Origin of the sequence: Pantoea sp., from assembly GCF_032114055.1 — a bacterium.
Taxonomy (GTDB): Bacteria; Pseudomonadota; Gammaproteobacteria; order Enterobacterales; family Enterobacteriaceae; genus Pantoea.
In genome coordinates, this window is the sequence record NZ_DAMCTB010000003.1 from 213,504 (window position 1) to 231,801 (window position 18,298).

Genomic DNA, 18,298 nt, shown 5'->3' on the forward strand with positions numbered 1-18,298 from the left:
CTTCCCCCGACTAATTATACGAAGTTAAATCTTTAATATTCAATACCCTATCTGCTGAAGCTATCGTAGTAGCACGGTGCGCAATGATAATACGGGTCATACCAAGAGATGAAATAGCTTTGTTTATAAGTGACTCATTTAACTCGTCGAGATGACTTGTTGCTTCGTCCATAAACAGAATGCATGGCTTTCGGTAAAGTGCTCTTGCGATGAAAATCCTTTGCCGCTGCCCCCCGGATAGACCTTCCCCCAGTTCTCCGGTTAGCGTCTCATAACCCATCGGCATACTGACAATATCATCATGAATGTGAGCAGCCTGCGCACAACGGGTCATCCATTCATCATCAGGAGTTTCACTGAAACCTGTGATGTTATCTCTCAAGGATCCCGCCAGGAGTCGGTCTTCCTGCAAGATACAGGCCACCGAATGCCGGTAACGCTGTAGCCCTGACTTAAATATGTCCCGTCCTCCAGCCAGTACACGTCCATCTCTGGGGGGGGTTAGTCCACACAGGATCTTCATAAGTGTACTTTTTCCGCATCCTGACGGTCCGGTGAGGGCAATGCTTTCGCCCTCACGAATCATCAGGTTGAGTCCGGTAAACACTGGTGATGCGCCTTCATAATATGAAAATGTAAGATCCTCTGCTATCAGCGACAGTGCGCCTTGTCTTACTGGGAACGGACGTGTTTCTTCATCCAGTTCGGGCTCACTTAAGGCAATGTCCGCTATGCGATCACTGTGAACGGTCAGCATGCGTAGCTGCAAAAAAAGGCCAGTGAGCGAAAGTATGCGGTCTGAAAAAAGCCCCCGGAAAGCGCTGAAAGCTACAAAGGCACCGACCGTCATCTGATGATCGATAACTGCTGAAATACCGAGCCAGAGTATCAGTACGTTATCAACCGCACCGATAAAAGCGCTAATCACCGTGAACAGCATGTCAAATTTTGCCAGGTTGAACGCGGTATTGATACTGCTTGCTACCTGACTGAGCCACGTTTTACGCCTTTGCTCTTCCAGCCCCTGAGCACGTATGGTCGCAATGGCAAATAACGTTTCAGTAAATCCTGATGCGGTGCGGGCATTTTTGACCAGCAATTCTTCCGAAGTCTGTCGGTAAACCTGGTAGGTACCAAGCCTCATCAGGACATATATAAGGGTTATGCTCACTACAACTGCGGCCAGCCATCCGCCGTAAAGGATAAGAAGTACCATCGCCCCTGCGGCCATAATGGTATCCGTGAGTGCGCCAGTAATGCTGTGCGTAAAAGTCGTGCGAACGGCGTCCAGAGAGCCGAACCGCGACTGTATGTCACCGGTGTAACGCTTTTCAAACCACACAAGAGGCAGACGAAGCAGATGACGGAACAGTCCATCTTTCCACTGCATGTCAGTCAATGTATTCATTATGAGTGACGTGCGGTTTCGAAGCACACCGACCCCGGCCTGCAGTAGTGTCAGAAGCAACAGGCTCAGGCAGATAAGCATCAACAGACCGCGATCGCTTGCAGGAACTGCATGGTCCATGACCATTTGTGTCCCTACTGGCAGCAGAAGACTGATAAATTCAGTAATTAGCGACAGGCAAAATACAATAGCCAGAGAAGAGCGTAGGCCAGTTATGCTTCTTACAAGTGTCCTGATTTCAAGACGATGGCGCTGCTTATACGGTGTGAAGCCAGCATCCGGCCAGATTTCAAGAGCTACCCCGGTAAAATGTTCTGCCAGTTCCCGTGGGCTGATTGTTCTCCGCCCGGCAGCCGGATCGTGAATGATGTACGCACGTTTCGTCACACGTACAAGAATCACAAAATGGCTGAAGTCCCAATGCAGAATACACGGTAACCTTATCTGGGAAAGGTCTTCGGTATCAAGGGATAGAGGCCGGGTCGCGAGGCCACTGCGTGAGGCGATGCTCATCACATCAGTCAGTGTTGCACCTCTCGACGAAATACCAAATCGTTGACGGAGCGACAGCAGATCAGTGTTGCTGCCATACCAGTTAAGCATCATTGCAAGACAGGCCAGACCGCATTCGGAAGATTCTGTCTGCAGAATTAACGGGAAACGGCGTCTGAAGTTTAAATTTATCCTTTCAACGGACAACGGTGCTTCACCTTCATTTCTGCTCATCATCTGGCTCCCGGGTGCTGTCCTTCAGGTCATAAAATGGGGACAGAGCCCACTCATATAGCCGTCTTTTCTCAAGATAAAGAATCGTGGAGGCTTTCATGCCGTTTTCGGCTGGAATGATTTTGCCCTGCCAGCTGAAATGCGCGGAGTCAGGAAGAACAATAACCCTGTACCAGGTCCGGGGATTGAGAGGTTCATATCCTGGTGCAGAGGGATAGGTAGACATTTCCTGCGGAGTCGCAGGAGTTGTGCCGACAGAAATGATATGGCCAGGAAAAAGACCAAACTTTTCCGAAGGGAATGCATCGTAACGGATATTGACCTTTTCTCCCACATGCAGGAAAGGAACTGCACTGTCCGGTACCCAGATAACCAGCTCATAACGAGTTATATTGCCCGGAATGAGCTGCATCAATGCATCGCCGGGTCGCGTGATCTGCCCCTCAGCGGTGCTGACAGAGTCTATCCTCCCTGCTGCGGGCGCGGTCACAACCTGAGAGCCTGCAGCTTCTACGTCCGTATATTGCCGAATGAGATCGCTACGTTGTATTTCTGTCTGATAAATTTGATTGTCAAAATCACTGGCCTGGGTACGGATATTGCCTTCAAGGGTCATTATCTGTAGGGCGTTCTGTTCATTCTGGGTAATCAGACTTAACAGGTTATTTTGCTGCTGATAATAAAGCGCGGTCTGGTTAGTAAGCTGGTCTTGATTGATTAAACCACGCCGTTGATAACCACGATAGCTGTCCATACCTTTTTTCATAAGCGCCAGACCCTGCCGTGCCTGATTGACTATATCTGTCGAATGCTGAAGCGCCTCCTCATACCTTTTCTTTTCTGCGTTCAGCGTATCAAGTGTGATTTTTTTGTTTTCCTTTAGCCGGGAAATAATATGTGCAAGCGTAATTATCTGAGACTTGATAGTTTCACGCTGCCGTTCGCTTACTCCTCCAGAGATTGTAGTCCGGCTGACATTGAGTTCCGCCAGCGCCTGACCTTTACTGACGCTCTGGCCGGGCGTGACATTAAGCCTGACTATGTAACCCTGCTCGACAGAAAACAACGTGATAGCGCGGGGAACAGAAACCAGTTCTCCATAAGCACTTACACGGCGGGTATAAGTGCCGAATAGAAGTAAAGCCATCATACAGAGAAAAAAGAGAGTACAGAATCCGTACACCAGAGGCGGAGAAAGAGGGGGGATAAGAACCGCTTTACCTTCCCAGCGACGGTTGCGGTATTCAACAGCTTCCTTTCTGAAAAGCATTCTGTAGATCATCCATAATTAAGACATTCAAAGACAAACATAATTTACATAAAGCATAAATAAAATAAAATACTCAGATGAATTTTAATAAATTACAGCTCTTAAAACAGATCGATTGACCTGCCCCCCAGGATTAGATACAACCTTTAGTTAGCAATGTCAGTTGGTATTGCTTCATACTTCCTGTTTCGCCAGTCCGTTGCGAATTCAGCCGGTGTCAGGTATTTCAGCGATGAATTAGATCTGGACTCGTTATAGTCCTGCCGCCAGTCATCAATGATTTTCCGGGCATGAAGAATATCGCTGAACCCTTTTTCATTCAGGCATTTATCCCGAAAGCGTCTGTTAAAAATTTCAATAAATCCGTGCTGCATTGGCTTACCTGGCTGGATAAGCCGTAATTCCACACCCTGCTTTAAGGCCCCTTTATCGAGCGCGCGGCAGGTAAATGCCGGGCCCTGATCGGTTCTTATTGTCCCCGGATAGCCCCGCAATAGCGCGATGCTGTCCAGAATGCGTGTGACCTGAACGCTGGAAATACCGAAAGCAGCGGTGATCGTCAGACACTCCTTCGTGAAGTCGTCCACACAGGTCAGGCACTTGCTCCTCTGACCGTTGGCCAGCGCGTCCATAACGAAATCCATCGACCATGTCAGGTTCGGCGCCTCCGGACACAGAAGCGGAAATCGTTCGGTTGCCAGACCTTCACGGCGTCGTCTGGGTTTTACGCTCAGCCCATTAAGGTGGTAAATGTGGTATACGCGCTAGTGATTGACGTGAAGGCCCTTCCGACGCAGCAGTTGCCAAATGCGGCGGTAGCCAAAACGCCTGCGCTCCAATGCCAGCTCAGTGATGCGCATTGATAAATGCGCATTAGCTGCCAGGCGCTGAGCCTCATAGCGGCAGGTCGACAGGGACAAACTTGTAAGCCTGCAGGCACGACGTTGCGACAGACCGGTCGCACCACACATAAACTCAACGGCTTCCCGCACCTGGCCTGTCGTCAGTACTTTCGCCCCGGAGCCAACTGAAGTGCCTCCTTATCCAGCATAGGTTCGGCAGGCAGCTTCCTGAGGCGGGCATTCTGCTCTTCAGGAGATTTAAGCCGCTCCAGCTAAGAAACTTTCATGCCACCAAACCTCTCCCGCCATGTGTAGAAATTGGCATTGGAAATGGCGTGCTTACGGGCAGAATCTCCGGCTTCCGCTCCGCGAAGAATACTGATGATCTGATCGTCGGAAAAAAGCTTCTTCATGGGGATGTCCTCATGTGGCTTAGGAAGACATTACTAACATCGCGATGTGTTAATCAACCAGGGGCAGGTCAATGCGTGCTGACTTGTATAGGGCGTATGTGTAATTTCCGACAAATTTCGGACATTTTCGGACATTTTCGGACGCGTATGAATTTACCCTTGTAACCCATGCCATAACAGATATGCTATATACAAAACATATACGTTTCATATAAGGCCAAAATGGGTATCGTTAAAATTTCCGACCTGATGCATGAAAATCTGCGCATCGCCAGTCAGGCGATGAGCCGCTCGATTAATGCACAGGCAGAACACTGGCTTAAACTGGGTATGCTTGCTGAACTTTATCCGCAGCAGACCCAGCAGCAGCTGTCTCAAATGCTGATCCGGCTTGAGCTGCAGGGCAGCGCCGATATACGCAATATGCTTGCAAAAGAGAGCCTCACCGCACAGGGAGACGTGTCATGAACAGCGTTAAAATACATACCGCCGCAGAGATCGAGATGGCGCGCGCAGCCGGTCAGGCTGCCGCTCAGGTACTGGCGATGATCACGCCTCACGTCCGCCCCGGCATTACCACCGAAGAGCTGGATGATATCTGTCACGACTTCATCGTGAATGAGCTCAAGGTGACGCCGGCCAACATCGGTTATCACGGCTATACCCGCACCACCTGCACCTCGGTCAACCATGTGGTATGCCATGGCATCCCTGCCAGCAAGAAACTGAAAGATGGCGATATCGTTAACATCGATGTGGCAATCATCAAAGATGGCTGGTACGGCGATACCAGCCGGATGTATTTTGTCGGCACGCCTTCGGTGCGGGCAAAACGACTGGTTGAGATTACCTATCAGTCGATGGTCGCCGGGATTAAAACCGTCCGGCCTGGCGCAACGCTCGGCGATGTGGGTGCCGCCATTCAGCGTGTAGCAGAAGGTGCCGGTTTCTCGGTCGTGCGGGAGTATTGCGGTCACGGCGTCGGTGAGATCTACCATACCGATCCACAGGTACTGCACTACGGCACGCCTGGTCAGGGAATGCCGCTTAAGGCTGGGATGATTTTCACCATCGAACCAATGATCAATGCCGGTAAAGCCGGAACCAGCGTGCTGTCGGATGGCTGGACTGTTGTGACCAAAGATCGCTCGCTCTCTGCGCAGTGGGAACACACCGTGGCCGTCACAGAGAACGGTTTTGACCTGCTGACACCCTGGCCTGATGGCACCGGCCACTACTCCGCCATCTAATCAGACGCCTGAAACCTGTCCTCAGGCTGATGAACAGTGTCAGACCTCAGCGTGACGGTCGCCCTGGTGTGCCTGATAAGCACATCATTGCGTCCGGCACGCTTAACCTGATAGAGCGCCTCATCCGCGCAGCGCAGCCACTCATGAATCGATGCCGCATCACGAGCAGCCGCAATACCAATACTGACCGAACACTGGAAGCAGGAAGAGGCTGGCAGCCGCAGCAGCGATATACCCTGCTTAATCTGTCCGGCCAGCAGCCTGATACTGCTTTCATCGGCCTCGCGCACAATCACGCAAAGCTCATCGCCGCCAAAACGGGCAGGCACATCTTTCAGGCCTACGCTGTCACGCAGCAGTGCTGAGATCTCTGCCAGCAGAAAATCGCCCGCCTCATGCCCGAACGTGTCGTTAACCTGTTTGAAGTGATCCACATCCAGCAGCATCAGCCACGCATTGCCCTCACCACGCTGCGTGCGCAGAAACTCACTTTCAAGCCGGCGCTCGAACAGACGCCGGTTAGGGATCTTCAGACCGGGATCCATCAGCGCAATGCGCTCCAGCTCACGGTTCTTTTTTCGCAGACTCAGGGTCAGCGTGTGTGACACTACGCTCAGCACCAGCAGATAGCCGCTGGCCAGTGGCAGCGTCAGCCAGACGGTGCGGGTACTGAACGTGAGGAGTAAAGGCGCGCCCTGCGCCAGCCAGACCAAAAGAAAAGTGAGCAGAAAAGCCTGTAAAGCTGATTTCAGCTGGCCCCACCCCCCAGCAGAGTAGCGATCAGAAATCAGTACCGCCATGATAATTATTGAAGGCAGCGGGCTCAGCGCCATCAGTGCAATCCAGACGCCGCCAAACGCCGCATCCAGCGTCAGGTTTTTACGTTCAAATCCGGTAGGATCGCGCGATCGTAATGCCAGTCTGTAGGCGGTATACGGCCAGACAAACGCATTGGTGAACAGCAGTGCGCACACTTCAGCACCTTTTCCCATCTCCATCAGCACCGAAAGAATAGGCAGAAAGCAGAGAAAAGTGCCGAGCTGGCGCATCAAAAACATACGGCGCACAAATCGTGTCGAGCGGCGCTTCAGCTGGACATCGTCAGGGGTGTAGTAATTCATAGGCAGACTGAAGCAGGAATGGATACCGCATTTTATCGGCAAATCCAGAATCAGGATACATGGTTTGCAGAATATTCTTATTGCACGAATGAATTTATGGGCTACCAGCCTGGTGAAGGGCTCAGGTTAACTGTGCTGAACGACGCCGCATGTCGTGATGACAGGCGGCGACCCTTAGCGGCGCCCTTTTGCCACCGAAGCAGACCAGCTGAAATCACTGACTTCGCTGGCGGTCAGTGACGAAGGTTTCTTTTTACGCTGGGGTTTTTTCTGCTTTTCCGCCTGCACTCTCGCCCTCTCCAGCTTGCGCGTCATCACCTGCTGGCGTGCCTCGCTGTTAAATTCCCGCTCTTTTTTACTGTCAGGCGCTTTGCCGGTTCGCTGACGGTATTTCTCTGCCAGAGCCTGATAAGCCTGCTCAACGGCCAGTCGCTCGTCGGCGTCGAACTGATCAATCGAAATCATCTTTTTATCGTGCATAACGGCATGTCCAGTGGCGGAGTGTTCGGGCAGTGTACCGCATTTGTCGTCTGCTCACGCAGAAGATGAATGCCTTGCGGCAGGATCGCCCGGATAACCGGTAATTTTTCTTAAACCTGCCGGGTAACCCTGCTGAATACAGGGTGACCTCTTAATATAAAACTAATGTTTATCAGGTTAACTGATCGTGACCACGTACTGCCGGGGAGCGCAAGGAATGATAAAAGAGACCGACCGCCTGTCACAGGCGCTGTTACGGCGGCATGGGATTGGTGTAAAACAAAAACGTATTTACTTCAGAGGCAGAGACCTGCTATTCCAGTTGCGCAACGCGCGCTATGATGTGTTCAGCGGCGACCGCTGCATTGCGACCGTAGAAACTAACAACATCAACGATGCGATTAAGCAGTTTAAATCGCTGGATAACCCCGGGAAGAAATAGTCATGCCAGATTATCGTCTTTATCAAAAGGGCCAGACAATCAAAGCGGTAAATCTTTTGCAGCAGGACGCATTAGCCGGAGAAGGTTATCGTCTTCTCTGGAATGAGGTACATGCTGATAACGCGGAGGCCGCCCTTTTGCGCTTTGAGCGGCTGCAGCAGGAAGATGAGCAGCGTGCTCAGGAATTTTCCACGGATTCCATAATAAGCAGTGTGATAAACCTTATTGCCCGTTAAATCAGAACAGCGCCAAAGTTGCTGTTAATTCATGGGATGCTGATTAAAATAGGGCAAATTTCACGAATACAGGTTTCTGATGAAGATGACCATTCACGAGGAAGATGCGCTGTTTATGCGCAACTTCTTTGCTGCGCCCTGCGACACCCTTGAAAAAGACTCCTTTGAGGCAAAACAGCTTGAGCAATCACTTCAGCTGGCTATCCGACAAAAAGAGGCAGAGTCCCGCGATGACGGAAAACGCAGCCTGACATTTATCCTGCTGTTTCTGTTTCTGTATGCTGCGCTGGGCGCGTCACTCACGCTGGATCTCAGTAGCACGGCCACAGCGCACAAGAGCATTGAATATGCGCTGGAAGCGATCCCGGTACTTATCGCTTTCTCAGGCTTTTTTGTCTCTATTCTCTATCTTTTTCTTACCCGGGCCAGTGCCAGAAAGCAGCGCAACTGGGAGAAAACGATTCTGGTGCTGGAAAAGTACACTATCGGCAACCTGTTCAAGGCGACCCATACCCAGGGCGGTGGCACCAGTAACTATTCTGTGCCTAACCTCTCCATTTCGCTGGCGCTGTTTATCTGCGTGACCTGGCTGGTGATCTACAACTATCTGACTTTTACGACCAGTGGCGTGTTCGGCAGCGTTATCTCGCTGTTCATCAGCACCATGGTCTATGTGATTCTGGATATTCAGCTGCTCAAACCGTTTATTCATGCTGCCGGGAGCGTCGACGTTGAAAAGCAGGATGAAGGGAAAGAGCAGAAATAACTCCTGCGCTAAGCCCTGACCCGACTACCCGGCTGATGACCGGGTATTTTTTTGCCTTCGCCAGAAACGCTCTGCAAGACTACTTCGCTCCGCATGCTAACAGTGGCGCGATGACACCATTAGCATGTTGTAACTACTAGTCACCCGCTCCCCCAATTTCAGGCCTGACCCGTCGCGGTAAAAAACCCGCTTTCAAAGCGGGCTCGCAGTGTTACCAGCGCGTGTTCTGCATATCGATGACGAAACGATATTTCACGTCGCCTTTCAGCATGCGTTCAAAAGCCGTTTCTATCGTGTCACCGGTGATCATCTCCACATCAGCCGTAATATTGTGCTGACCGCAAAAATCAAGCATCTGCTGCGTTTCCTGAATGCTGCCAATCGAGGTGCCGCTGATGCTCAGACGACGGAACACCATGGGTGTGACGTTCGGTGAAGGATGCGGCTGATCGGGAATGCCCACCAGCACCAGCTGACCGTTGGTTTTCAGGGTATTCAGATAAGGATCGAGGTCATGCGGTGCTGCTACACAGTCGAGAATAATATCGAGTGACGCCTGGCAGGCCGCCATCTGCGCGGAATCGCGCGAAACCACCACGTTTTTTGCCCCCAGCCGCCGTGCATCCTCGCCTTTCGACGGTGACGTGGTAAACAGGGTGACCTCTGCGCCCAGCGCGCTGGCCAGCTTGACCGCCATGTGGCCCAGCCCGCCGAGCCCGACGACCCCTACGCGGTCGCCCGCTTTGACTTTAAAATGCTGCAGCGGTGACCAGACTGTGACACCCGCACACAGCAACGGCGCCACTGCATTCAGTGCCAGATTGTCGGGCACGGTGACTACAAAATTTTGATCGGCAATGACATACTGCGCATAACCGCCAAAGGTCGTCTGACCGGTGTATTTATCGGTGCCGTTATAGGTCGGCGTGAAGCCGGCTTCACAATACTGCTCCTCCTGATGCTGGCAAAAGTGGCACTTGCCGCAGGAGTCGACCATCACACCCACCCCTACCGTCTGACCGATCGTAAATTTAGTGACATTGTCACCAATAGCCGCGACCCGGCCCACAATTTCATGCCCTGGCACCAGAGGATAACGGCTGACACCCCATTCATTGCGTGCCATGTGCAAGTCGGAATGGCAGACGCCGCAATAGAGGATCTCAATTCTGACATCGTCAGCCTGCAGGTCACGAATGTCGGCCTGGCCGGCACGCAGTGGCTGGTCGGCATGGGTCGCTATCAGCGCGTTAATTTTCATTGCTTACCTCTTCTCACCTGGTGGTTCTGAATTAAGCGGCACACTATAGACACACAGGCACTGGTTTGATAGTAGTTACCTTTTGGTTACCACTCCCTGTGAGGTTCTGATGCCGGTCTGGGTCGAAGGAAAACTGTGCTTTTATGCGGATTCACCGCCGCGTCGTCTGCTGGAACTTTTTTCGGTGAAGTGGAGCACAATGGTGCTGCATGCCCTCTATCACTGGCCGGAAAATCGTGCACGCACCGGTGAACTTGCGCGCAGTCTGCAGGGTATTTCAAAGAAGATGCTGATCCAGACGCTGCGTGAACTGGAACAGCGCGGACTGGTGGCGCGGCACGTGTATCAGGTCGTCCCGCCCAAAGTGGAATACAGTCTGACCGCGCTGGGCCATACCTTTTCCGGGCCGATTGAAGAGATGTATCAGTGGGGGCTGGAGAATCAGGCTGCGCTGGATGAAATGGAAAATCATCTGCGCAGCCATCAGGAGAAAAGCGGCTGACAGGCTGTCAGTCAGACCGGCAGAGAGTGTCAGTCGAACGGGAATTCGCGCGCCAGTACGCGGGAGATGACATTCAGCGCACCTTCATCATTGTTGCTCTGGGTCTGATAGCGCGCCACGGCCGACACCGCCTCTGCCGCGTTTGCCATGGAGAAGCTGAAGCAGGCCTGGCGCAGCATCTCGATATCATTGGCGCTGTCACCTATCGCCAGCACTTCACAGTCGCTGATGCCCCACTTTTCCTGTAGCAGCGCGATGCCGTGCGCTTTATGGCAGCCGGGAATAATCAGGTCAATAAAGCCAAACCCGCTTGAAACCGGATGCATGATATTTTCCAGTTCGCCCAGCGAAGCATGCAGGCGTTGTAGCAGGGCATCGACCCCTTTGTGCTCCAGCTTCAGCGAGAATTTAAAAATGGTATCGTCGATGGCGTAAAGATCATCGCGTTTTTCCAGCCGGTGATAGTGACTGGCAAGCTGGGCCATTACCTCATCAGACGCGGATGTATGCATATAGGCACTGTTGCGTCCACAGACCACGACAGCAATGTCGGGTTCATGCGAAAGGATATCCAGGATCTTATGCACCTTCTCACGGGCTAACTCACCGCAGAAAATCTCTTCATTGCAGTCAGACACCCAGGCACCGTTCTCTGCCACGAAGGCAATTTCATCTTTAATGTCCGGAAAGTAGCGCTGCAGCTGGTAATACTGGTTGCCACTGGCGACCACAAAGCGGATCCCTTTCTCTTTTAGCAGCGCATACTGACGTGAAAACCGCTGAACGTTGTACTGCTTATTGTCGTCCAGAAAGGTGCCATCCATATCCACCGCAATCATCTTAACCGCCATCTCACCTGCCCCTTTGTGTTTGCCGTCTTTTCCTTTCGGCTGATTGATTTGATTCATAAAGCTTACTCGCTGTGTGGATTCATGAGAATGCAAATAGTGACTTTGCTAACGGCTTTCGGAGCGTTCCGCATCCGGAGTTGTGTTATGACGCACGGTTTTTACCGTTAAAAACGTGTTAATTTTCGTTCGTAAATTACGAACGAAGGTTATTTTAATTACATTCGTAACTCAACCCTGACCTGCAAGGAGTCTGATATGCAGAAATCCGTCCGTTATACTCCACTACCCGACGACACGGGGGCTGCAATCTGTGCGTTTAAACAGCAGCTGCGCGCTCAGATTGGCGATGTCGATGCGCTGTTCCGTCAGGTATGTGACAACATCACGGCGGCGATTGCGGCCGCGAAAGCCGATGAGCAGCGCACGGGCAGCGCCTGGCCGATCGTACCGATGCATGACATTACTGCCGGAAAGGTTTCAGATGAAACCCGGGCGCTGATCAAACGTCGTGGCTGCGTGGTCATTAAGCAGCATTTTGCGCGTGAGCAGGCGCTGGACTGGGATAAGTCGATGCTCGACTATCTGGATCAGAACCAGTTTGATCAGCAGTATCGCGGGCCCGGCGATGACTTTTTCGGCTCACTGGCGGCTTCGCGGCCCGAAATCTACCCTATCTACTGGTCACAGGCGCAGATGCAGGCCCGACAGAGTGCCGCAATGGCCGACGCGCAATCTTTCCTGAACCGACTCTGGAAGTCGGAATCGCAGGGCAAACAGTGGTTCGACCCCGATGTCAGCATCATTTATCCCGATCGGATCCGCCGCCGCTTGCCTGGCACCACATCACAAGGCCTGGGAGCGCACACTGACTCTGGCGCGCTGGAACGCTGGTTACTGCCCGCTTATCAGCGGGTGTTCGAGAAGCTGTTTCAGGGTGATTTCGACGCTTACGATCCCTGGGATGCGGCACACCGGACGGAAGTCGACGAGTATGATCTGCCAGGCACCACCAAATGCTCGGTGTTCCGTACTTTTCAGGGCTGGACGGCGCTATCCGATATGATCCCCGGCCAGGGGCTATTGCATGTGGTTCCGGTACCGCAGGCGATGGCTTACGTGCTGCTGCGCCCGCTCCTGTCTGATGTGCCGGAAGAGGAACTGTGCGGCGTTGCGCCCGGACGGGTATTGCCGATCAGCGACCGGTGGCATCCGCATCTGATGGCCGGACTCTGTTCGATACCCGCTTTAGAGGCAGGCGATTCGGTTTGGTGGCACTGCGATGTCATCCATGCCGTTGCCCCGGTCGAGGATCAGCAGGGCTGGGGCAACGTGATGTATATTCCTGCCGCGCCACTGTGTGAGAAAAACCGCGTCTACGCCAGACAGGTCGCGCAGGCGCTGGAGCAGGGTCGGTCGCCGGGCGATTTTCCGCCGGAAGATTATGAAGTGGCATGGGACGGGCGCTTTACGCTGGCAGACCTTAACAGCAATGGACGCCGGGCGCTGGATCTGAGCTAATCCGGCGCATGAACGTCGGGTAAACCCCTGCTACACTGCAAAGCCTGTTTACAGCGAAACGGTATTATGAACCCGCGACATCATCAAATTATTCAACTGGTTAATAGCCGGGGCAGCGTGCCGGTCAGCGAACTGGCTCAGCTAACCGGCGTGTCTGAAGTCACGGTACGTCAGGATCTTACGCTACTGGAGCGCGACCGGCTGCTGCGTCGGGTTCACGGTTCGGCGCTGGCGCTGGACAGCGATAACGTCGGCACCCGCATGAACACCCGCTATCCGGTTAAGCAGGCGCTGGCGCACCATGCGGCCAGCCTGGTTCAGCACGGGGAATCAGTATTTATTGAGGGCGGCAGTACCAACGCCCTGCTGGCGCGTGCGCTGGCCGACCGGGCCGACCTGACGCTGATTACCGTCAGCCACTACATCGCCCAGCTTCTGCGTGAAGCCGCCTGCGAGGTCATCGTTCTGGGGGGCCTGCTGCAGAAAAGCAGTGAGTCAGTGGTCGGCCCACTGACCCGTTACTCTATCCAGCAGGTCCATTTTCACCGGGCATTTGTTGGGGTGGATGGCTGGCATCCGGAAACCGGTTTTACCGGCCGCGATATGCTGCGCTGCGATGTGGTCGATGCGGTGCTCGCCAAAGGCGCTGAAAGTTATGCCCTGACCGACGCATCCAAATTTGGTCAGGTTCACCCCTATCCGCTCTCTTCGGGTTATCAGGTCGGGCATGTGATCACTGACAATACGCTGGACTCGTCAACAGCGATGCAGCTCAGGGAACGGGCAATCGCGGTCAGCCTGGTCGCGGCGGATCAGCCAGAACCGGGCCCCTGAGCCACGGAATCGCGCAGCATCAGACTGGCGGTGAAGGGAGCCTGGGGGTGCCAGTCACCGCCATCCAGCATGGTCAGCAGACGCTGTATCGTCTCGTCGATCATCTCGGTAACCGGCAGCTTCATACTCGATAGCGACGGCGTGATATAGGGCGCCAGCGGGATATCATCAAAGCCAATCACCGAAACCTGCTCAGGCACGGCAATCTGGCATTCCGTCAGACGTTTAATTGCCCCAATCGCCATCTCATCATTACTCGCTACCAGTGCGCTGAATGTCACTCCGTGCGCCAGCAGCCTATCCACCGCGGCCATGCCGCTCTGGGCCGTCCATTTACCTGCCACGATGCGTGCCGGATCAGCCTCAATGCCCGCCAAGTTCAGCGCAGCACGATAACCGGAGAGGCGCTCAATACCGGTCGGTGAGTCTGGCGAGCCGGTGATAAACGCAATATCCCGGTGCCCCTGTGCCAGCAGATGGTTCACCGCCGTGGCGCTGCTGGCGTGCTGATCGCTGAAAATGCAGTAACTCTGGTTGACGCGCAGCCGCCGGTTGATAACCAGAATCGGCTGTTTATGCCGGGAGATGATGGTATCCAGGGCATCAATGCTCAGGAAACGCGGGTAAATGATGATGCCATCACAACGCAGATCGAGCAGAAACTGGATCGCTGCCTGCTCCTGCTCCGCAGTATGCTTACCGTCCGCCAGTATAAGCTGACGACCCTGTTGCTCCAGGATGCGGGCGGAGTGCGCCATCATTTCCGTGAAGTAGCTGCCGCTGTAGAGCGTGTTGGTGATCACCAGTCCGATGGTCTGAGAGGTACGGGTCGCCAGATTCCGCGCCAGCAGATTGGGCCGGTAGCCGGTTTCAGCAATGGCCTGCAGAACCTGTTCCCGTTTTTGCTGGCCGACATAGCCATTGCCGGAGAGCACACGTGACACGGTCGCTTTTGAGACGCCTGCCCGTTTTGCCACTTCCTGAATCGTTGCCATGATGCTGCTCCTCTGCTGCGTCCGTCCTGCAGTCTACCTAAGCCTCTCAATATTGGAAATATTTACCCGGCGCAGACGTGAATATCGCCTCGCCCCTCAGGTGACTTGCTTCACAAAACAGAAAACTGGCTGATTTCGGGACTTGCCGGAGCGTATGAAGCCCTTCATGATTTTGTGAAACCGGTTTCCTATCTGCCTGTCCGCAGGCTCATAAACATAAAAAAATCTGACCGATTTACCCTACAGAGAAGAGTGATCATGCCCAGAAATTATGCCGAGGTTTCTCGCGACATCGTCGATGCGCTAGGCGGCCTCACCAACATCGAAGCCGTAACGCACTGTATGACTCGTCTGCGGTTTGTGCTGAAGGATGAGACACAGATTGATTATCCCAGACTCAAAGCGATTCACGGCGTGCTGGGCGTGGTTCATAACGATACCCAGTGCCAGGTGATTATCGGAAACACCGTTTCGCAGGCTTATCAGGCGCTGCTGGAACTGGGCTCACCAGGTGCCTCATCCGACGCGCCGGTAAAACGTAAAATTACGCTCAGGCGGATAGGCGCCGGGATTCTGGATGCGCTGGTGGGCACGATGTCGCCGTTAATTCCGGCCATTATCGGCGGGTCGATGGTGAAACTGCTGGCGATGATTCTGGATATGGCGGGGCTGTTTGAAAAAGGCTCCTCCACGCTGGTGATCCTCAACGTCATCGGCGACGGCGCGTTTTTCTTTCTGCCTGTCATGGTGGCGGCTTCTGCGGCGCTGAAATTCAAAACCAACATGTCGCTGGCCATCGCGATTGCCGGCGTGCTGGTTCATCCCACGTTTATCGACCTGATGGCGAAAGCCGCACAGGGGCAGTCGGTAGAGTTTGCCCTGATCCCGGTGACTGCGGTGAAATATACCTACACGGTTATCCCGGCACTGGTGATGACCTGGATCCTGTCACATATTGAGCGCGGCGTGGACCGTATTACGCCTGCCGTCACTAAAAATTTCCTGAAACCGATGCTGATTGTGCTGATTGCCGCGCCCATCGCCATTGTGCTGATTGGCCCGATTGGCATCTGGATCGGCAGCGGCATCTCTGCGCTGGTTTATACCGTTCATGGCTATCTTGGCTGGCTTTCTGTGGCAATCATGGGGGCGATCTGGCCGCTGCTGGTGATGACCGGGATGCATCGGGTTTTTACGCCAACCATCATCCAGACCATTGCTGAGACCGGAAAAGAGGGTATGGTGATGCCGTCCGAGATTGGTGCCAACCTGTCACTGGGCGGATCGTCCCTGGCGGTGGCGTTTCGCACTAAAAACCGCGAGCTGCGCCAGACCGCGCTGGCTGCAGCGGCCTCTGCCATTGTGGCAGGCATTTCAGAACCCGCGCTGTATGGCGTGGCGGTTCGTCTGAAACGACCGCTGATCGCCTGCCTCATCAGCGGATTTATCTGCGGCGCAGTCGCGGGAATTGGCGGACTGGCCAGTCATTCAATGGCCTCGCCTGGCCTCTTTACCAGCGTCCAGTTTTTCGATCCTGCCAATCCGATGACGATCGTCTGGGTCGGCGCGGTAATGATTCTGTCGGTCGTGCTGTCATTTGTTCTGACGCTGTTACTGGGCTTTGAGGATATTCCGGAGACGGAACCGCAACCCGCACCACAGCCCTCGCCCGTGACTGAACGTACCGACGCAGTTAGCAGCCATTAAAGGAACCGGTCAACGCGACCAGAAAAAAGAGGATTGCATGTCTGAATCAAGGTTTCCGCAAGGATTTTTATGGGGTGGCGCGCTGGCCGCGAACCAGAGTGAAGGTGGCTTTCGCGAGGGCGGAAAAGGCTTAACCACCGTTGATATGATCCCGCACGGTCCGCACCGTATGCCGGTCAAGCTGGGGCTGGAAAAGCGGTTTACCCTGCGTGACGATGAGTTCTATCCAAGCCATGAGGCTATCGATTTCTATCATCGCTACCGGGAAGATATTGCGCTGATGGCGGAGATGGGGTTCAGCGTGTTCCGTACCTCGATTGCATGGAGTCGGCTCTATCCCAATGGGGATGAGCTGACGCCCAATCCGGAAGGCATCGCCTTCTACCGTGCGGTGTTTGAGGAGTGCCGTAAATATGGTATCGAACCGCTGGTGACGCTCTGCCATTTTGATGTGCCGATGCATCTGGTCACTGAATATGGCTCATGGCGCAACAGGAAGATGGTCGACTTCTTCGCCCGCTACGCCCGCAGCTGCTTCGAGGCGTTTGATGGCCTGGTGAAGTACTGGCTGACCTTCAACGAGATTAATATTCTGCTGCACAGTCCGTTCTCCGGTGCAGGGCTGGTGTTTGAACCCGGTGAGAATAAGGAGCAGGTTAAGTATCAGGCGGCGCATCATGAGCTGGTTGCCAGCGCCCTGGTGACGCGCATCGCGCATGAGGTGAATCCGGCGAATCAGGTCGGCTGCATGCTGGCAGGCGGGAACTTCTACCCATGGTCCAGTAAACCGGAAGATGTCTGGGCGGCGCTGGAAAAGGATCGGGAGAACCTCTTCTTTATCGATGTGCAGGCACGGGGCGCGTATCCCGCCTATGCCGCCCGCCTGTTCCGGGAAAAGGGGATTACGCTTGAGATCGCCGACGGGGATGATGAGGTCCTGAAAAACAGCGTCGATTTTGTCTCGTTCAGCTATTACGCCTCACGCTGCGCCTCGGCAGAAATGAATGAGCAAAACAGCAGCGCCGCTAATGTGGTGAAATCCCTGACTAACCCCCACGTGCCGCGCAGCGAATGGGGTTGGGGCATTGACCCACTCGGCTTACGCATCACCATGAATATGATGTATGACCGCTATCAGAAGCCGCTCTTCCTGGTGGAAAATGGTCTGGGCGCGCGCGATGAGATTGATGATAACGGCGAGATTAATGACGACTATCGCATCAGCTATCTTCGTGAACATATCCGTGCGATGGGCGATGCTATTGAAGATGGTGTGCCGGTTCTGGGCTACACCAGCTGGGGCTGCATCGATCTGGTGGCGGCCTCAACCGGAGAGATGAGCAAACGCTATGGATTTGTTTATGTTGACCGCGACGATCGCGGTGAGGGCACGCTGGCACGCACGCGTAAAAAGTCATTCTGGTGGTATAAAAAAGTGATTGCCAGCAACGGCACCGATCTCGAGTGACACCGTCACACTGGGCCGGTAGTGTGCCCGTTGGCAGCAGAGGCAGTGACGCTTAAGGGCCTCTCTGCCGATTGTGCTCTGGCAGAAATTATCGTATAACCACTGTCTCCGAGGGGTGTCCTGTAACGGGCTGAGATGGCGTAAGCCGAACCCTTTGAACCTGATCTGGGTCATGCCAGCGAAGGGACGGGCCGGCAGATTCTTCTGT

17 protein-coding genes, 1 pseudogene and 1 riboswitch are annotated in these 18,298 nt (G+C 53.8%); of the genes and pseudogenes, 10 read left to right on the forward strand and 8 right to left on the reverse strand.

Features of this window, described 5'->3' with window-relative positions; genetic code table 11:
- Window positions 1–10: 10 nt before the first annotated feature.
- The 3 genes and pseudogenes from RT657_RS07420 to RT657_RS07430 form a co-directional block, all read right to left on the reverse strand.
- Complete coding sequence (locus tag RT657_RS07420) at window positions 11–2,134, reverse strand: peptidase domain-containing ABC transporter (RefSeq protein ID WP_313653690.1); 2,124 nt, start codon at window positions 2,132–2,134, stop codon at window positions 11–13.
- On the reverse strand, window positions 2,121–3,416 hold the full coding sequence (locus tag RT657_RS07425; RefSeq protein ID WP_313653442.1) for an HlyD family secretion protein: 1,296 nt from the start codon (window positions 3,414–3,416) through the stop codon (window positions 2,121–2,123). Before RT657_RS07425 ends, RT657_RS07420 begins: the two co-directional genes overlap by 14 nt.
- A 134-nt stretch (window positions 3,417–3,550) precedes the next feature.
- Window positions 3,551–4,659 (reverse strand): annotated as a pseudogene (locus tag RT657_RS07430) (IS3 family transposase).
- 222 nt (window positions 4,660–4,881) lie between these two features.
- On the opposite strand from RT657_RS07430, the gene RT657_RS07435 reads away from it, so the two are divergent.
- Together RT657_RS07435 and map are read left to right on the forward strand one after the other, a co-directional pair.
- Window positions 4,882–5,127 (forward strand): ParD-like family protein, encoded by a 246-nt coding sequence (locus RT657_RS07435; RefSeq protein ID WP_313653443.1) that lies wholly within the window; start codon window positions 4,882–4,884, stop codon window positions 5,125–5,127.
- Window positions 5,124–5,909: a type I methionyl aminopeptidase gene (gene map, locus RT657_RS07440; RefSeq protein ID WP_313653444.1), complete on the forward strand. Its 786-nt coding sequence runs from the start codon at window positions 5,124–5,126 to the stop codon at window positions 5,907–5,909. Before RT657_RS07435 ends, map begins: the two co-directional genes overlap by 4 nt.
- Here the strand turns inward: map and RT657_RS07445 are convergent.
- Both RT657_RS07445 and RT657_RS07450 read right to left on the reverse strand, forming a co-directional pair.
- On the reverse strand, window positions 5,906–7,030 hold the full coding sequence (locus RT657_RS07445) for a diguanylate cyclase (RefSeq protein ID WP_313653445.1): 1,125 nt from the start codon (window positions 7,028–7,030) through the stop codon (window positions 5,906–5,908). The two genes, map and RT657_RS07445, sit on opposite strands and share 4 nt — an antisense overlap.
- Before the next feature lie 174 nt (window positions 7,031–7,204).
- Window positions 7,205–7,510: a hypothetical protein gene (locus tag RT657_RS07450; protein ID WP_313653446.1), complete on the reverse strand. Its 306-nt coding sequence runs from the start codon at window positions 7,508–7,510 to the stop codon at window positions 7,205–7,207.
- A 217-nt stretch (window positions 7,511–7,727) separates the two neighbouring features.
- Here RT657_RS07450 and RT657_RS07455 point away from each other — a divergent pair, with 217 nt between their 5' ends.
- From RT657_RS07455 to RT657_RS07465, 3 genes are all read left to right on the forward strand, one after another.
- Window positions 7,728–7,952: a hypothetical protein gene (locus RT657_RS07455; RefSeq protein WP_313653447.1), complete on the forward strand. Its 225-nt coding sequence runs from the start codon at window positions 7,728–7,730 to the stop codon at window positions 7,950–7,952.
- Between the two features lie 2 nt (window positions 7,953–7,954).
- The gene (locus RT657_RS07460) at window positions 7,955–8,188 is read left to right on the forward strand and encodes a hypothetical protein (RefSeq protein ID WP_313653448.1); all 234 of its coding nucleotides are present in this window, start codon (window positions 7,955–7,957) and stop codon (window positions 8,186–8,188) included.
- Window positions 8,189–8,267: 79 nt separating this feature from the next.
- Window positions 8,268–8,954: a hypothetical protein gene (locus RT657_RS07465; RefSeq protein WP_313653450.1), complete on the forward strand. Its 687-nt coding sequence runs from the start codon at window positions 8,268–8,270 to the stop codon at window positions 8,952–8,954.
- 211 nt (window positions 8,955–9,165) lie between these two features.
- On the opposite strand, the gene RT657_RS07470 is transcribed toward RT657_RS07465, so the two are convergent.
- Window positions 9,166–10,215 (reverse strand): NAD(P)-dependent alcohol dehydrogenase, encoded by a 1,050-nt coding sequence (locus tag RT657_RS07470; RefSeq protein WP_313653452.1) that lies wholly within the window; start codon window positions 10,213–10,215, stop codon window positions 9,166–9,168.
- Window positions 10,216–10,324: 109 nt separating this feature from the next.
- On the opposite strand from RT657_RS07470, the gene RT657_RS07475 reads away from it, so the two are divergent.
- A complete protein-coding gene (locus tag RT657_RS07475; RefSeq protein WP_313653691.1) occupies window positions 10,325–10,717 on the forward strand; it encodes a helix-turn-helix domain-containing protein in 393 nt (130 codons plus the stop codon).
- A 29-nt stretch (window positions 10,718–10,746) separates the two neighbouring features.
- Here the strand turns inward: RT657_RS07475 and RT657_RS07480 are convergent, their stop codons facing one another.
- Complete coding sequence (locus RT657_RS07480) at window positions 10,747–11,568, reverse strand: Cof-type HAD-IIB family hydrolase (protein WP_313653693.1); 822 nt, start codon at window positions 11,566–11,568, stop codon at window positions 10,747–10,749.
- 255 nt (window positions 11,569–11,823) lie between these two features.
- Between RT657_RS07480 and RT657_RS07485 the strand changes: the two genes are divergently transcribed.
- Both RT657_RS07485 and RT657_RS07490 read left to right on the forward strand, forming a co-directional pair.
- On the forward strand, window positions 11,824–13,086 hold the full coding sequence (locus tag RT657_RS07485; protein WP_313653453.1) for a DUF1479 domain-containing protein: 1,263 nt from the start codon (window positions 11,824–11,826) through the stop codon (window positions 13,084–13,086).
- 66 nt (window positions 13,087–13,152) lie between these two features.
- Window positions 13,153–13,920 carry a DNA-binding transcriptional regulator YciT gene (locus tag RT657_RS07490; protein ID WP_313653454.1) on the forward strand — a complete coding sequence of 256 codons (768 nt, stop codon included), beginning with the start codon at window positions 13,153–13,155 and terminating at the stop codon, window positions 13,918–13,920.
- Here the strand turns inward: RT657_RS07490 and RT657_RS07495 are convergent.
- Entirely contained in the window at window positions 13,899–14,915 is a 1,017-nt protein-coding gene (locus tag RT657_RS07495) for a LacI family DNA-binding transcriptional regulator (protein WP_313653455.1), read from the reverse strand. The genes RT657_RS07490 and RT657_RS07495 overlap by 22 nt on opposite strands.
- Before the next feature lie 258 nt (window positions 14,916–15,173).
- On the opposite strand from RT657_RS07495, the gene ascF reads away from it, so the two are divergent.
- Entirely contained in the window at window positions 15,174–16,622 is a 1,449-nt protein-coding gene (ascF, locus tag RT657_RS07500) for a PTS cellobiose/arbutin/salicin transporter subunit IIBC (protein WP_313653456.1), read from the forward strand.
- A gap of 37 nt (window positions 16,623–16,659) precedes the next feature.
- Window positions 16,660–18,090, forward strand: coding sequence for a 6-phospho-beta-glucosidase (locus RT657_RS07505; RefSeq protein ID WP_313653457.1), 1,431 nt, complete (start codon window positions 16,660–16,662; stop codon window positions 18,088–18,090).
- A gap of 101 nt (window positions 18,091–18,191) precedes the next feature.
- Window positions 18,192–18,294: riboswitch (TPP riboswitch) on the forward strand.
- Window positions 18,295–18,298: the final 4 nt, after the last annotated feature.

What these genes read in the sequence shown, in the direction of transcription:
- RT657_RS07420 (WP_313653690.1), bottom strand. Translation starts at nt 2,134, where the DNA reads ATGAGCAGAAATGAAGGTGAAGCACCGTTGTCCGTTGAAAGGATAAAT.
- RT657_RS07425 (WP_313653442.1), bottom strand. Translation starts at nt 3,416, where the DNA reads ATGATCTACAGAATGCTTTTCAGAAAGGAAGCTGTTGAATACCGCAAC.
- RT657_RS07435 (WP_313653443.1), top strand. Translation starts at nt 4,882, where the DNA reads ATGGGTATCGTTAAAATTTCCGACCTGATGCATGAAAATCTGCGCATC.
- map (WP_313653444.1), top strand. Translation starts at nt 5,124, where the DNA reads ATGAACAGCGTTAAAATACATACCGCCGCAGAGATCGAGATGGCGCGC.
- RT657_RS07445 (WP_313653445.1), bottom strand. Translation starts at nt 7,030, where the DNA reads ATGAATTACTACACCCCTGACGATGTCCAGCTGAAGCGCCGCTCGACA.
- RT657_RS07450 (WP_313653446.1), bottom strand. Translation starts at nt 7,510, where the DNA reads ATGCACGATAAAAAGATGATTTCGATTGATCAGTTCGACGCCGACGAG.
- RT657_RS07455 (WP_313653447.1), top strand. Translation starts at nt 7,728, where the DNA reads ATGATAAAAGAGACCGACCGCCTGTCACAGGCGCTGTTACGGCGGCAT.
- RT657_RS07460 (WP_313653448.1), top strand. Translation starts at nt 7,955, where the DNA reads ATGCCAGATTATCGTCTTTATCAAAAGGGCCAGACAATCAAAGCGGTA.
- RT657_RS07465 (WP_313653450.1), top strand. Translation starts at nt 8,268, where the DNA reads ATGAAGATGACCATTCACGAGGAAGATGCGCTGTTTATGCGCAACTTC.
- RT657_RS07470 (WP_313653452.1), bottom strand. Translation starts at nt 10,215, where the DNA reads ATGAAAATTAACGCGCTGATAGCGACCCATGCCGACCAGCCACTGCGT.
- RT657_RS07475 (WP_313653691.1), top strand. Translation starts at nt 10,325, where the DNA reads ATGCCGGTCTGGGTCGAAGGAAAACTGTGCTTTTATGCGGATTCACCG.
- RT657_RS07480 (WP_313653693.1), bottom strand. Translation starts at nt 11,568, where the DNA reads ATGGCGGTTAAGATGATTGCGGTGGATATGGATGGCACCTTTCTGGAC.
- RT657_RS07485 (WP_313653453.1), top strand. Translation starts at nt 11,824, where the DNA reads ATGCAGAAATCCGTCCGTTATACTCCACTACCCGACGACACGGGGGCT.
- RT657_RS07490 (WP_313653454.1), top strand. Translation starts at nt 13,153, where the DNA reads ATGAACCCGCGACATCATCAAATTATTCAACTGGTTAATAGCCGGGGC.
- RT657_RS07495 (WP_313653455.1), bottom strand. Translation starts at nt 14,915, where the DNA reads ATGGCAACGATTCAGGAAGTGGCAAAACGGGCAGGCGTCTCAAAAGCG.
- ascF (WP_313653456.1), top strand. Translation starts at nt 15,174, where the DNA reads ATGCCCAGAAATTATGCCGAGGTTTCTCGCGACATCGTCGATGCGCTA.
- RT657_RS07505 (WP_313653457.1), top strand. Translation starts at nt 16,660, where the DNA reads ATGTCTGAATCAAGGTTTCCGCAAGGATTTTTATGGGGTGGCGCGCTG.